The sequence below is a fragment of the Armatimonas sp. genome (assembly GCF_031410135.1).
In the GTDB taxonomy this organism is placed as follows: Bacteria; Armatimonadota; Armatimonadia; order Armatimonadales; family Armatimonadaceae; genus Armatimonas.
This window is the reverse complement of sequence record NZ_JANNYP010000386.1, coordinates 1-13,665: the sequence shown is the minus strand read 5'-3', so window position 1 is coordinate 13,665 and position 13,665 is coordinate 1. Positions and strand designations below refer to the sequence as shown.

The 13,665-nt window shown below is 59.2% G+C and carries 16 protein-coding genes; 4 read left to right on the top strand and 12 right to left on the bottom strand.

All coding sequences use genetic code 11. The features are described 5' to 3' along the window. Positions 1–135 precede the first annotated feature (135 nt). Both RMO15_RS14095 and RMO15_RS14090 read right to left on the bottom strand, forming a co-directional pair. Positions 136–459, bottom strand: a complete 324-nt coding sequence (locus RMO15_RS14095; protein ID WP_309713780.1) for an alcohol dehydrogenase catalytic domain-containing protein — start codon at positions 457–459, stop codon at positions 136–138. Continuing rightward, complete coding sequence (locus tag RMO15_RS14090; protein WP_309713777.1) at positions 456–1,424, bottom strand: hypothetical protein; 969 nt, start codon at positions 1,422–1,424, stop codon at positions 456–458. Before RMO15_RS14090 ends, RMO15_RS14095 begins: the two co-directional genes overlap by 4 nt. A 29-nt stretch (positions 1,425–1,453) precedes the next feature. Between RMO15_RS14090 and RMO15_RS14085 the strand changes: the two genes are divergently transcribed. Further along, positions 1,454–2,056 (top strand): YdeI/OmpD-associated family protein, encoded by a 603-nt coding sequence (locus tag RMO15_RS14085; RefSeq protein ID WP_309713773.1) that lies wholly within the window; start codon positions 1,454–1,456, stop codon positions 2,054–2,056. Between the two features lie 22 nt (positions 2,057–2,078). Here the strand turns inward: RMO15_RS14085 and RMO15_RS14080 are convergent, their stop codons facing one another. Beyond that, positions 2,079–2,624: a hypothetical protein gene (locus RMO15_RS14080; protein WP_309713770.1), complete on the bottom strand. Its 546-nt coding sequence runs from the start codon at positions 2,622–2,624 to the stop codon at positions 2,079–2,081. Then, complete coding sequence (locus RMO15_RS14075) at positions 2,621–3,403, bottom strand: sigma-70 family RNA polymerase sigma factor (RefSeq protein ID WP_309713764.1); 783 nt, start codon at positions 3,401–3,403, stop codon at positions 2,621–2,623. Before RMO15_RS14075 ends, RMO15_RS14080 begins: the two co-directional genes overlap by 4 nt. A gap of 209 nt (positions 3,404–3,612) precedes the next feature. Here RMO15_RS14075 and RMO15_RS14070 point away from each other — a divergent pair, with 209 nt between their 5' ends. Together RMO15_RS14070 and RMO15_RS14065 are read left to right on the top strand one after the other, a co-directional pair. Next, positions 3,613–4,956, top strand: coding sequence for a clostripain-related cysteine peptidase (locus RMO15_RS14070; RefSeq protein ID WP_309713761.1), 1,344 nt, complete (start codon positions 3,613–3,615; stop codon positions 4,954–4,956). Positions 4,957–5,018: 62 nt separating this feature from the next. Next, positions 5,019–6,269, top strand: coding sequence for a Gfo/Idh/MocA family oxidoreductase (locus tag RMO15_RS14065; protein ID WP_309713758.1), 1,251 nt, complete (start codon positions 5,019–5,021; stop codon positions 6,267–6,269). Positions 6,270–6,318: 49 nt separating this feature from the next. Here RMO15_RS14065 and RMO15_RS14060 read toward each other — a convergent pair whose 3' ends face one another. The 6 genes from RMO15_RS14060 to RMO15_RS14035 form a co-directional block, all read right to left on the bottom strand. After that, a complete protein-coding gene (locus RMO15_RS14060) occupies positions 6,319–6,984 on the bottom strand; it encodes a hypothetical protein (protein WP_309713756.1) in 666 nt (221 codons plus the stop codon). Further along, entirely contained in the window at positions 6,981–7,871 is an 891-nt protein-coding gene (locus RMO15_RS14055; protein WP_309713752.1) for a hypothetical protein, read from the bottom strand. Before RMO15_RS14055 ends, RMO15_RS14060 begins: the two co-directional genes overlap by 4 nt. Continuing rightward, on the bottom strand, positions 7,868–8,674 hold the full coding sequence (locus tag RMO15_RS14050; RefSeq protein ID WP_309713748.1) for a M56 family metallopeptidase: 807 nt from the start codon (positions 8,672–8,674) through the stop codon (positions 7,868–7,870). Before RMO15_RS14050 ends, RMO15_RS14055 begins: the two co-directional genes overlap by 4 nt. Next, positions 8,671–9,060, bottom strand: a complete 390-nt coding sequence (locus RMO15_RS14045) for a BlaI/MecI/CopY family transcriptional regulator (protein ID WP_309713745.1) — start codon at positions 9,058–9,060, stop codon at positions 8,671–8,673. The genes RMO15_RS14050 and RMO15_RS14045 overlap by 4 nt, the downstream gene beginning before the upstream one ends. Positions 9,061–9,126: 66 nt before the next feature. Beyond that, positions 9,127–9,894, bottom strand: coding sequence for a hypothetical protein (locus RMO15_RS14040; RefSeq protein ID WP_309713743.1), 768 nt, complete (start codon positions 9,892–9,894; stop codon positions 9,127–9,129). Then, on the bottom strand, positions 9,887–10,690 hold the full coding sequence (locus RMO15_RS14035; RefSeq protein ID WP_309713740.1) for a TIM barrel protein: 804 nt from the start codon (positions 10,688–10,690) through the stop codon (positions 9,887–9,889). The genes RMO15_RS14040 and RMO15_RS14035 overlap by 8 nt, the downstream gene beginning before the upstream one ends. Positions 10,691–10,884: 194 nt before the next feature. On the opposite strand from RMO15_RS14035, the gene RMO15_RS14030 reads away from it, so the two are divergent. Next, the gene (locus tag RMO15_RS14030; protein WP_309713737.1) at positions 10,885–12,462 is read left to right on the top strand and encodes a hypothetical protein; all 1,578 of its coding nucleotides are present in this window, start codon (positions 10,885–10,887) and stop codon (positions 12,460–12,462) included. Positions 12,463–12,510: 48 nt separating this feature from the next. Here RMO15_RS14030 and RMO15_RS14025 read toward each other — a convergent pair whose 3' ends face one another. Together RMO15_RS14025 and RMO15_RS14020 are read right to left on the bottom strand one after the other, a co-directional pair. Beyond that, positions 12,511–12,885: a hypothetical protein gene (locus tag RMO15_RS14025; protein ID WP_309713734.1), complete on the bottom strand. Its 375-nt coding sequence runs from the start codon at positions 12,883–12,885 to the stop codon at positions 12,511–12,513. After that, the gene (locus tag RMO15_RS14020; protein WP_309713731.1) at positions 12,863–13,552 is read right to left on the bottom strand and encodes an RNA polymerase sigma factor; all 690 of its coding nucleotides are present in this window, start codon (positions 13,550–13,552) and stop codon (positions 12,863–12,865) included. The genes RMO15_RS14025 and RMO15_RS14020 overlap by 23 nt, the downstream gene beginning before the upstream one ends. Positions 13,553–13,665 lie beyond the last annotated feature (113 nt).

Sequence of the window (13,665 nt, the reverse complement as noted above, 5' to 3'; positions counted from 1 at the left end):
GCCAACGTTTGAAGGGTTCTGGCATGCGTTGGAGTGGGGTCGGTGGCGAGGTGATTGCCCGTCTGCGTGGTTTCTTTTTTAGCAACGAACTGGATGCGTTTTTCGCCTTTTGGAGTCGTCGTGCTTTTGAGCCTGCTACCTCACCACTTTTATGACCTGCACCCTGTGCCCTGGGTCGCGCCAGACACTCACACAATCCCCAAGGGCGAGTGCGGAGACTCCCTCACCAAGCGCATCTATCACTCCCGTGGCCTCGTGGCCGGGCTGGCCGGGGGTGTACGGGTAGTGGAACTGGTGGCCAACGAACATGGGCTCGTTGTGCCGCAGGTGCAGGTCCCACTGCGGGCACGTCGCGACTCCGAGGATGCGGACACGAGCCTCGCCAGGGCCAGGATCGGGGATCGGCATATCGAGCAGCACGCTCTCAGAGCCGGGGGCGGTGACTTGTAGAACTTTCATTGAGGCCACTCCAGAAGAATGCCGAGCGACGGTGCGCGTCGGTGCAGAAAGAGGTCAAACGCCTCGGTGGCGTCTGCAACGGGAAAACGGTGCGTGATGAGCGGTAGGGTGGTGAGCTTGCCTTGAGCCACCCAGTCGAGAGTCACATCCATGCGCGGGGTCGTCCAGCCCGCGGGGGTGTGGACGGTGATTTCTTGGTTGCGTAGGCGCTGCAAGTCGATCTTGCCCTCGTGGCCATAGAAGCCCGCCGAGACAAAGTGGGAGTCGCGGCGGAGCCTGGGGAGGAGCGCGTAGACGGTCCCCAGATCCCCGACCGTGTCCACGAGAACGCTCTGGCCTTTCGCAATGCTCTCGGGCTCGGTGGTAACGGTGCCACGTGTGAATTTTGCGAGGCGCTCGTCGTGGTGCCCAAGTAGCGTGACACTCGCGCCGCGCTCTGCCAGGGTCTGCGCGGCCCACTGTCCGACCAGTCCATCGCCGATCACGATGGCACCGTCGCCGGGGCTAAGCGCGGGACGGATGCCGCAGTTATAGCCGACTTGTGTGAGCACCAGCCCGGAGAACGCCTCGATAGGCAGCGTGCCTTCGGGGATTTTCCAGAGCTGATGCGTGGATGTGATAGCGGGCGAGACATGGCCTCCCGTCGCAAAAAACAGCCCGTCCGTGCGTGAGACCGTCGCAAAGACCCGCTCCCCGATAGCGAAGTTCTTGACGTTCTGTCCGACCCACGTCACCACCCCTACTTTCTGGTAGCCCGTCACCAGCGGAAACGGCGACGGATCCGTAGGCGCGAGCGGCGTGTCCCCGGCGAGGCGCTCTCCTCGGATAAACGAGCCCTCCGTGCCGGGACTAATCCACGAGTGTGTCACCCGCACCACGACTTCGTCTGGGCCGGGTTCGGCGACCGTGAGCTCACGAAGCTCCACCGTCCAAGGCTTCGTTGTAACCACTGCGCTGACTTTCATAGGCAGATTCTACCGGTAAAATGCATCTTATGAGCACCTGGATAGTGGTTCCCAATATCGGCCCCGGTCCCCACGAGGCCGTCTACCCGCCGGATCGCACGGCGTGGCGAGCGTGGCTAGAAGCACACCATGTCACGGCAAAAGGTGTCTGGCTGGTCTACTACAAAAAAGGCAGTGGCATGCCCAGCATCGCCTACCCCGATATGGTGAAAGAGTGCCTGTGCTTTGGCTGGATTGATAGCCGGGTGAGCAAGCTCGACGAGGCCCGCTACCTTCAGCTCATCACGCCGCGCAAGCCCAAGAGTGTCTGGTCAAAGATCAACAAAGGCTACATCGAAGAACTAGAGCGCGAGAATCTCCTCACGCACGCAGGTATTGCAAAAATCGAAGCCGCCAAGGCCGATGGCTCGTGGACATCACTTGATGCCGTGGAAGCTCTGACCATCCCCGACGATCTCGCGGCTGCTCTTGCTGCCAACCCCGCCGCACAAGCCACGTTCGCGACCTACAGCCCCTCGACTCTCAAGCTAGCCTTGACCAAGCTCGCCGCCGCCAAGCGCCCCGAGACGCGGCAAAGGCGCCTCGATGAAATTATTGCGCTTGCTGCCGAGGGAAAAAAGCAGGTTCCGTGATCGCCCCCTCCAACGGGGCGGTCTATTTCCAGCTCTGGTGCATCTCGTCGGTGGTGTCGGGGTCGTTGCCCAGAGCGCTGGCGAACGACTCTTGTGTGGCTTGCGGAGCCGAGTCGCTGCGGTAGCTGGCTCTGGCGGCGAACTGCGGGGGCTGGCGCAGGTAGCGAGCAAGCTCGTCTGCGGTGCGGTCTAGTTTCTCGGCGAGCTGGTTGATCAGCGCCTGAGGAATGGTCTCAAAGTACACCAATCTCCGGTGGAGCTTCCAGAACAGCCCGAGGGGCAGCTTCAGCGCGGCGGCGAGGCTCTCGGCGGTGTGGCCCTTGGCCTCAGCGACGGACTTCAGACTCGCAAACGTGGCGCTATAGGCCACGCGCTTCTCGCGGAGCACAGACAGCCCGATGGACTGCGTGAGAGTGTCATCTGCATGGGCAGCGGGAAAGGCACGGTCGGCGGCGAGGTAAGCGAACTCACGAGCCTGCGCGGGGTAGCGCGTCGCCCAGTCTGCCACCTGCGCGGTGGGGTCACTGGCAAACTCTATTAAAACTATATCGCTCATCTCTTCGTTCATTTTTCGTTCCACTCCCGCAGTTTCTGCTCCGCACGGCGTAGGTAGTTACGTACCGTCCGCCCTGTCACTCCCATAATTTTCGCCACGGTCTGGCGCTTGGGATCATCGCTCTCTTCCGGCAAGCCCTCGATATACTTCAAGTACACTGCTAGTCGCTCATGCTCGGCAAGAGCGGTGAGGGCTTCCCCGTACTCCGCTAAGGCTTCCGGCCCTGGCCCACTGTCGCGGATTCGGAGCATGGAGGACTCTCCATTCTCGCTCGCCTCCTGCTCACTACTCTCGCTGAGCTGGGCATCTAAGCTCGCCTGCCGCTTCTCCACCAAGTTCCAGAGTCGTCTATCTAAACAAACCCAGAACCGAACCTCCCAGAACTCTCCGGTTGCCTCTTGTGAGAAGAGAGCATCGAAGAGGAGCGCGAATAAATCGTGCGTCACATCATCAGCATCTTCCTGAGGGAGCCGCCACTTGGCAAGCTGCCGGGCGATATGCCCACTCACCCGCTCGGTTAAGAGTTCGGCAAGTCCCCACGCCGTTTCGTCATCACCGCGCACTGCGCACTCGCGAAGCGCATAGACCAGCGTCTCTTCGCGAAGCCTTGCCGGACTACCGGCAGGTTCTCGGGCGAGAAGCGTCTCACGCCGTGCTCTGGGCCGCATTTTGCAGAGACGCTGGATCTCTTCCTCTGCCTGTCGCTCCCGTTTATAGGGACTGTCATCCTCTTTACGAGTGCGGGTCAAGGGGCGGTAGGCCCAGTTTTCTGCGTTTGATGCGTCTATCATGGAGGGTACTGTCTGGGAGGGCACAAACCCGGAAAAAGTAATTTTACGAGTTTTGTGCCTGATAAAATGGAAAGTGTCGCTTTATTATAACCTGAGGAACCCGCAGAGCCGATAAACGGTTTGAAGGATTATCTCGCGAAGTGTATCAGATTGTCTAGGAAAGCATTCCTTGAGATAGGCATTTGGCGATGAAGGAACGGACGTTGAGTATGACAAGAAAAGAGCTACTCTCTCTGCTGGGAGTGAGCGCAATGACAGTGGCCCTGACAGGTTGTAGTGGTGGCGGAGGTACTAGTGGCGGCATGACTCCCACCTCGTCGCGTCTCCAAAAGACAGGCACTTCCAGTCCTCAGGGCAGTAGCTGGAGCATTGTGGGAGACGGAGCTGATGTTCAGCCGAAGAAGAAATGGACCGTGCTGGTCTTTATCAATGGCGCCAACGACCTAGAGACCTATGGCGTTCTCAACATGAACCAGATGGAGAAGATCGGTTCGACGGCCGATGTCAATATGGTGACCCAGTTCAAGCGAATCGGGGGACGTTTTGACAACTCCAACGGTGACTGGAGCGACACGCGCCGCTACTACATTGACCGCGATGCCAATGACTCCACGATCACCTCGACCCTGATCTCCCAGAGCGATAGCATTGATATGGGCAATCCCAGTGAGCTTCAGGACTTTATCAACTGGGGCGTACGGACATTTCCCGCAGAGCGCTACAATCTCGTGATCTGGAACCATGGGGCTGGCTGGCGCTCCGTGAAGACGCGGTCACAGCGGCCTCCCGCGACCCGTGGGGTTTCCTACGACGATACCACCAACAATCATATTGATACCATTGCGTTTCCCGGAGTGGTCGTGCACCCCGAGGGCAAGAAATGGGATCTGCTCAGTGTGGACTGTTCCCTGATGCAGATGATCGAGGTGCTCTACGAGTGGCGCGATACCGCCAACTACATCGTCGGCTCTGAGGAGTCTCCTCCGGGCGAGGGCTACGCCTACGACCTGACTATGGGGAAATTGACCAGCAACCCTGACATGGATGGCAGGACGCTCGGAGTACACTACGCCGACGATACCTCGACCCGCTTTGCCAATCTCTACGGCATCACGCAGTCCGTGGTAGAGACAGCCCGTGTGGCAAGTATCGTGAGTGCGCTCAACGACCTTGGGGCAACCCTGATGGATCTCAAGGCCAGCCTTGGCCCCGATATCAGTCTGGCCCGAGAAGATGCGCAATCTTATGAGTACGCCGAAAACAAAGATCTGCTCCACTTCCTAGATCGGCTCGACATTCGGGTAAACGATGCGACTCTGAAGCAAAAGACAGCCGCTGTCCGCAATGCCGCCAGAGCCGCGATTGTTCGTAATGTCACGACCAAGCAGTACTCGCCCAACTCCCAGGGAATCGCGGCGTTTCTTCCGACCCCAAGCCGCTACCGCTCGATTGACATTCAGCAAGCCAACGGTTTTGGGCAGCGCTATACCTTGCTCAAGCTCGCCCAAGATGCCCCGCGCTGGCAGGAGTTCCTAGCGACCGGCCCCGCTTAAGCCCGTGCTGTTGAAGGAAATCCTCCTGTGCACACCGAATGGTGGGGACAGGAGGATTTTTTATGCCATTTCGTCTGGCGCTCGTGGGGTGTGGAGGGCAAGCGGGGGGCGATGTCCCCAATTTCGCCTCGCACAAAGAAGTAAAGATCGTCGCGCTCTGTGACCCGGATAAAGGTGCCCAGGCACGCTTTGGGGAGCGCTATAGTGTCCCCGAGTCCGCGCGTTTCGCGGACTACGTGAAGCTGCTCGATACGATAGACTGCGACGCGGTCTTCTGTGCCACACCGGATCATATGCATGCTCCCGTCGGCCTCAAGGCGCTCTCCCTAGGGCGGCATGCCTACGTCCAGAAACCCCTCACCCGCGGCGTGGGCGAGGCGCGTGCGATGCGTCTCGCTGCGGAGAAACATCTGAAGTCCGCGACGCAGATGGGGATTCAGATTCATGGCGAGGGTAGCTACCGCACCGCGATCTCCTGGCTCAATGCGGGTGTCTTGGGCAAGATCCAGGAGATCCACTCGTTCTGTGGCAAGGGCTGGGGCGGTGCTCGTCCCCCGCGCATGGCGGAGTTTCCTCCGGTCAATCTCGACTGGAACCTCTACTGTGGGGTCAGCCGCAAAGTCCCGTTCCTCCCCGAGGAGTTTCATCCGGGCAACTGGCGGCGCTGGCAGAACTTTGGCACGGGAACACTGGGGGATATGGCCTGCCATATTCTGGACCCGGTGCTCTCGGGGACGCGCCTCACGACGCCGCTCTCGGTCGTGAGCCATTTGGAGGCTCCGCCCAATGTGCTGAACTTCCCCTACAATGCCCATATCACCTGGCAGCTTGCCGGGACACGAAGCACGGCTAAGACCGTCGCGCTGCACTGGTACCACGGCGACACACGCCCGCCCAAAACGCTCCTGCCTGAGATGTTTGAGGAACTGAACACCGGCTCCGTGGTGGTCGGCGAGTACGGCAAGATGGTCGTCCCACACTGGGCCACTCCCTCAGTCTGGGACAACAGCGGCAAGCGCGTCGAGAAGCTCCCGCCCAAAGTGGAGTCCGTGAGCCATTACCACGAGTGGGTGGATGTCGCGCTGGGACGTAGCCCCGGCCACGGCTCAACTCCGGGCAAGTGTAGCACCCACTTTGGCTACTCCGGCCCGCTCACCGAGATCGTCCTGATGGGCAATATCGCGTCGTGGCAGCCCCAGAAAGTCCTGAGCTTCAACCCCGACACCTGCCAGTTCTACGGCGAGGGCGCAGGGGATGCCAACTTCCGCATCCTCCCGCTCTACAGCCGCGACTGGAACCCACTCGCGGCGTAATTTCGCTCCCCCCTTCGCGAAGTCGAAGGGGGATTCTTTGTCTTTTTTCTTACTGCACGACTCTCGTTTCTGCTTTTAGTTCGTTGTTGTCGTAGAGCTTTATCGTAACAGGGCGGCCTATGGCAGTAATTTCTGCAGTGATCACTGTCCCAGGGGCATGATGCAAATCATAACCCGTATGTGTGCCTTCACTATCCTCCACTAGGATCGAAATATGATGCTTTCTTCCATCATTGGGGACGCGGTAGGGAACATGGAAAGTAAGTCCCGTCGCGTTTTTTGGTGGCTGCTCTGCAATCGCCTGCCGCGTTCGCGCAAGCTCTGCTTCAAGATCGGCAGCACGCCGTTGTAGAACCTCCACACGCTCTGGGCCTTCCTGAGCCAGCAGGGTACCCTCAGGGCCAATAGCATCAGGAGCTGCCTGCATGGTTGCTTCTGCTTGCAACGGCACCACAACTGACTGCGCTTCGAAAGCAGGTGCCTGGGCGATGGCTATATCGCTGACTGCCACCGCTTCGACGACTGTGGCTGGGGAGCTGGTTTTAAAGCGCAGGGGCAAGAGGGCTCCGAGGGCGATGACCCCAAGAACCAGCGGGATCATGGCGTGGCGCATGGTGTAGCCACCACGTCCAAAGAGAATATGGCGCAGGCGCTTCTCTAGGGGCGCGGGGTCGGCCATGGCGGGAACACTGTAGGGTTGGTAGAGATTTTTCATGGGGTTATACCTTTCGGGGCTTTCCAGCCCTCAAAACGAATCTGGGTCCAGGGTCGGGTCTCGTAGCGGTAGGCGACGATCTTGTCTTTTGCAATAGGCCAGAGCTTGGTGGGGCGGTAGCAAACCTGATGGGCGACTTTTCCGTCTGCATGGCTTGAGGCGGTGGATCGAATCACGTACTCCTGCCCTGTGCTATCGAGAGCCACCAAACGGGAATCTGTATCAGGGAGCGTGTCCTCCGAGGCCCAAGTGCTTTTCGTGATTCCAATAGCTCTCGTAAAACTAGCTCCTTCCCATTGGAGGTGCACAGAGTGCCCTGAGAGTAGTGTGCCTTTTGAATCAAACTTCGCAGCCACTGTCCATGCTCCCTGACCCACACGGACGGATACCGTTTTAGCACTGTAGGCCACGTACTGACGCGCCTTTTGAAGATCGTCATCGCTCGGATTGGACACCATCGTGCTTCCACTTACGTGCGCATCCGAGCCTGCAGGAACCTGCACCTCTATCACGCTCATCAGTCCAATAAGCCCCCCAAACGACTCCGCCAAGGAGTGCGGCACGGGAATCGGTTGCCCCTCGCTGCTCCAAAATATCCTCTGTAACTTCTTGTCCAGTACCTGAAGCGTCTGGAAGCCCCGCATCAGAACGCAAACTCCGCCGGGCAGGATCACGATTTCGCCTGCTTGCTTTACAAGCTCGTCTGCATCGCGTACCAAGTGCAGGCGCACCGCCAGCACCGGAAGCGTGACCCCCAGCGCGAGGGTCAGCAGAAACGCACTTCCACGGGGTGAGAGACGCGGGTGTCGGCTCAGAACCGAGCGCAGGCGCGACTCCAGGCAGTTTTTACCCACGGCTCCGGGGACACTATAAAGAGAAAATTTCACTTGGCGGCCTCCAGTTTGAGCGTTTTGGCGGCTTCTAAGAGATGCTCGGCGTAGGTGGCGGGGCTGATTCCGGTGGCGACCACAGCTTCGTCGCAGGCGGCTTCGGCGGCGGCGCGGAAGCGTGAGATCGCGAGCCATGCGAGTGGATGGAACCACCAGGCGGCTTGCAGGCCCAGCGCAAGGGGAAGCGTGATGTGGTCTCGGCGGCGCAGGTGTGCAGCTTCGTGCAAGAGGATCACATGGCGGCGCTCGTCGTCCCACTGCTCTGCGCTCTCGGGTAGGAGCACTCCGGCGCGGCCACCAGCGGCAAGCGGCGTCGGGACGGCGGGGCTTAGGTGAACGGGAAAGGCGCAGGGAAAGAGCGTGGTGCTGGCACGGGTGGCGCGGCGGGCGAGGGAAAAGAGAAAGATGCGGTCGAGTAGCAGGCGTAGAAAGAGGCCCCCCGCCCCGAGTGCATAGCTCAGCAAGATAGTGCGCTCCCAGTCTATTTCCGCCCCCCTAACCCCACCACACTCGCTTCGCGGGGTACCCGGGCGGGGGGACAAATCGGAATTATCTGCTTGGATTCCCCCGCTTGCGGGGGCTAGGGGGGAAGGCACGGAATTCGGGGGGGCACTCACCGGCATGGCGAGAAGAGGCGGTAGAAAGAGCGTGAGAGGCAAGAGAGCGAGCGCGGCGAGGGTAGCGCACCAGACCCCGTGGCGGAGCCTGCCCGAGGCGCGGCGCAGGGCAACGGCTTCCAGCAGGAGCGCCAGCGCCAGCAAGACCGTGGCCTTGACGATCAGCTCCAAGATAGGGCTCATGGCACCTTCTCGTTTTCTTTGGCCTCCGCAATTAAAGCGGAGAGCCGGGCTAGCTGGTCATCACTGAGGGTGCGCTCTTTGGACTGCAAGAGCGTGGCAACCGTGCGCTCAATCGAGCCTCCAAAGAAAGTCGTGACAACCCGCTCTAGGGCCGTCTTGGCGACCGCTTGAGCTGGGGCGATGGGCAGGTAGACATAGCGCCCCTCTTCTTCGGTGTGTGTGAGGTGTCCTTTTTTCTCCAGAATTCCAAGAAGTGCCCGAACCGTGTTGTAGCCCGGCGGGTCGGGGAGCGCCTCCAGTACCTCGGCGACACTGGCCTGCCCGCGCTCCCAGATAATATCCATCAGCTGCCGCTCGCGCCGACTCAGCTTCTCACTTGCTTCCATGCGAAAATTTTCGCACATAGGAGTTTAGTTGTCAAGAGTTTGATGCGAATTTTTTCGCATTTATTTTTAGAGCACGCGTTTTCCACCGCGCCAGTCGGCGTGGAGGCGCTGGGAACTGGTGAGAATCCGCGTTAGTTTCCGCGGGGCGGTCAGGCTTCCGAGGCAGAGTACGTGCTCCTCTTTGCCGTTGATAGCGCGGTTAAAGCAGGTCACAAAGCGCTTGCGATCGGGGGCGACACAAAATCCACTCCAGCCGTACTCGCCCCACGGCTCCGCCTTGCCCGTGGCCAGGTTCACCAGCACCGCCGTGTGCCACTTGCCCTCGCGGTTGCCGCCTGCCAGCTGGATCGCAAGCACGGCATTGGGGTTATGCGGGAGCGCACTCAGCCGCAGAATCCCGCCGCTGATTCCCGTCTCATCGAAGAACTTCTTAGCAGCAGGGCTGAGCGTGATGCTCTTGGGGGGAGCATTACCCACGCGAAAACCCGTGACATAGTCCTGCGTTTTTATTAGGGTGATCGTGCGGTCATTAGGAAGGTTGAGCACTTCCGAATCGTCGTTCTCTGGAGCTGCCGGTATGCTGCGCTTACGATTCTTGCCATTCTCATCGCATTCGTACCACTCTAAAACGTCGTCGCCTGCCTCGTCCGTCTTGCCGGTGGAGAGGCCGTAGTGGAGGCGCTTGCCGTCTTTGCTCCAGCGCGGTGACTGACACGCGCGGGTCTCTTGTGTCAGGCGGACGCGCTGTGTCCCTTCTGGCGTCATCCGCCAGAGCTGCGCCACTCTATCGCCCTTCAGCGCGGCGGAAACAATCAAGGATCTGTCGTCAAACATAGGGAAGTACCAGTGCTTTCTGCCGCTCTAGGCTCTCCCAGACATTTCTGGGCTCACCGTAGACCAGCGTGTAGGGGCCAGAGAACTCCGCAGCGCGGGTGATCTCTAGGCACCGCAGAAAATCCTCATCGCTGTCCCACTTGGTGTGACAGCCCTCGGCATACTCGGCGATCTGCTCTAGGTTACTGTACTTGTCCAGGCCGCCCCAGTTGCCAAAATCGAAAGTCATGCCTACCGAGCCGCCCGTCTCTTCCATCAGGGTGTGGATCGCCTCGGGTGTGGAGAGCGTGGGAAACCAGTTCTCAGTCATCACGTGCACGCCGCGTACATAGGCCTCCATCGCGATAATCTTAAACTGCGCGATAGACTTTGCCAGCGACTCGTCGGTGAGGGGCTGCTTGCCGCCGATAATACGCACACACTGCGCCCCTAGAATTGAGGCGCGATCTAGCCATGTGATAATCCAGTCTCGGTCACGGTCACCATGCTCCGGGTGATTGAGATCGCCATCATCAATCAGCAGGCTCCAGAGGGAGACTCCTGCCTCTTCTCGGGCTGCTGCCCACTCGTCTAAGTAGCAGGTGCTGGTGTCGGGAACATGAAAGTGGCACAGCTCCATTGTCTTTATGCCACGCTTGGCAAGCTCACGCGGCACATGAAGTAAATCCAGCGAGCGACTCTCGCGTGGCGGCATTAAGTGTGCTGCTGGGTCGCCGGGTCTGCCGGGGGCGACGGTGCCAATGAGCTCATGGAGCGCCCAAGTCGAGACCGAGAGGCGCAGAGGTGTCTGGATCATAGGGCTATTGTAGCGCAATTTAGCTTTACCCGTTTTTATACTAGTTTTAGAGAATTTATTTTATTTGGCCTTCTTTCTGCCGTATAGTGCGTTCATAGACTATCTAAAAGAGCAAATATATAAATTTAGGTATTTATACATCTGTCCGAGTATGTTTACTGTGTGTGAAAAAGAGCGTAAAAAGGAATTACTGAATGTCTAGCCGAATGTCACCTCTCTGGGGCCGTGTTGCCTTGCTTGCATCTTTAGGAATCGCACCTATCGTGGTGGCACCTGCCGCACATGCTACTAGCTTTTTCACCGATCTTGCGAGTACATTTCCTTCTGTCTACAGTTATGGCAGTGCTGATGGCGCGACCGTAGGCTGGGCCGAGGATGGAGTTAGCCTCTATGCCATGTACTGGGATAGTGCTAACAGTGCAACAAACTTGCATTCCACCGCGATGCTGGGGGACAACTCTGCCTCGCTTGCCTTAGGAGTTTCGGGTGACCGGATCGTGGGCTGGGGGCTTGGTGACGCAACAGGCGGCTCGGTGCACGCTCTTGTTTGGAACAACTTGGTGGCCACTGATCTGCATCCTAGCTCGCTCTTGGGGGCCGGTTACTCCTCTGCTCTGGGCATTAACGCGGCAGGTGATAAGATCGTGGGCTATGCAACTGCTACCGATGCAGACCTAGTAAGCAATGGTTATGTAGGTAGTGCATTTTCTCCCGTAGCCCGACGGTGGGACAATGGTTTTAACTGGATTCTCCCGGTAAATACTCTCGGCAATGCGGGCCAGCGCATTTCGTCCTCATCGGCCTTTGGAATCAGCGGCAATATCGCGGTAGGCAACGGGTTCTTTGATACCCAGGGCCACGATAGCGCGATTCTCTGGGATGGCATCACCAGCTATCGCCTGAGTGATCTCTACTCTCAAGCTCGTTCGATTGATGGGGGAGAGCTGGGCCTGAGTGGAGCACGTACCGTCGGTGTTCAGGAGAACCAGGCCTATGTTTGGAATGGGGTGAGTGGCGGGACAAGCCTACACCCGACTAGCTATCTGGGAGTCGGGGGCACCTCCGAAGCTCGTGCGGTCTCTGGCAATCTGATTGTAGGAGTGGGGGCAGGCGCAAACACGGCCAACCTCAACCGCGCACTGGCTTGGCAGAATGGTGTGTTTTACGACCTTCACTCCCAGCTTGGTCTGGCAGATAATGCCATATCCGAGGCGACTTCTGTGGACAGCCAGGGCAATGTCTCAGGTAACTATATTGTTAATGGTGAGAAAAAAGCCTTCCGGGTGAAGTTTACGCCGACGGGGGGAGGCACTCCGACACCCGAGCCCATCGCCACTCCCGCCCCGACGCCTGTTCCGACACCCGCCCCAACCCCGGAGCCGATTCCTACCCCGGCACCAACCCCAGTTCCAACTCCGGAGCCGATTCCAACACCTGCTCCGACGCCAGAGCCCACGCCGGAGCCTATTCCAACGCCCGCTCCTACCCCAGAGCCCATCGCGACTCCTGAGCCCACTCCTGTTCCAACTCCGGAGCCGATTCCAACACCGGAGCCGATTGCAACGCCCGCTCCTACCCCAGAGCCTATCGCGACACCGGATCCCACTCCTGTGCCCACCCCAGAGCCGCTCCCGGATCCCAATCCACAGCCCAGCCCGGATCCCCAGGCGGCACCTGTACCCGATCCTAGCTCTATCCCAGAGCCCGGTGCTGCTGTGCTTTTGGTGCTGGGAGGAGTCGCTCTCGCCTCCCGATTGCGGCGGCGCTCGTAACGTCGCGACCAAAAAGCATACGAGGAGTCGCAGGCTCCTCGTATGCTTTTAGTCTTTATCTACCTCAATTCCCAGAAACCCTCGGAGGCGATCCAGCCACGAGGGTTTTTCTTCGGGGGGGGCTAGAGTCTGGGGATGCGCGGAAGGGCGTGCGCCGACCGCCGCAAGGGTTTGTTGTGCCTGTGCAAGCGCACTCGCCTCCGCCTGTGGGGTAGGGTCGGGCTGATGAAGAGTCAGGCGGGTCAAGTTCGCGGTGCGTGCTAGTGCCCGAAGCTCCATCCACTCCTCCTCAGTGAGGGCCGCACGGTCTGTTGCCTCAATGCTGCGACCTTCTAGCAGAGCATCTAGCACCCGGCGCACCGGAGGGGAGAGTAGGTTGAAGTTGCCTGTCTGGGCATCTTTAGAGTTCGATATGGGTTCCATGGTATTTCTTAACCGGCGTCTTTGTACTCTCTTGTTCTGTCTGTGCGACGCTACGCCGTCGCTGCTCAATGGCTCCGCTCCGCACCGCTTCCTCACGCAGAATCTTGCGTAAGTTTACCAGTCCTCGGTGAATCAGGGACTTAATGGCGCCCTCGGTTTTACCTAAGGCGAGGGATATCTCCTGAATCGAGAGATCGCCGCCAAAACGCAACAAGATGGTGTCTGCCTGATCTGAAGGCAGCGTGGCGACCGCCGCACGGATCAGGGCCTGCGTTTCGTGGCGTTCGGCTAGCTCGTGTGGATTAGGGCCTTCATCTTGGAGATTCTCCATCAGCGCCCGGACATCGTCTGCGGCCCCTTCTAGTGAGAGAGGTGCCTGTCCATGCGCACGTCGGCCCTGGTCAATGACAAGATTGGTCGCGATTCTACAGAGCCAGGGCAGTAGCGAGTCCCCTTGAAAGCGGTACTGGGGCAGGTAGTGTACCGCCTTGACAAACGTCTCCGCCGCCACATCCTCGGCATCAGCGCTGGTGCGGCACCGAAAGAGGGCATGGCGAAACACCCGAGCGTAGTAGCGCCGGTGGAGCTGAGAGAAGGCCTCACTATCTCCTGCCAGAGTGCGCTGCACCAGGAGCCGGTCAGAGAGCCCATCATCGCGGGATGTCATTGCGCCCTTAAAGTACCATAGAGTGGTTTGGGTGTGGAATCTTTCACACACTAGTAAACGTGAGAAATCCCTCTCTGGTTACGGCTCTCTTTCCGCAACTTTTTACTGCTAGG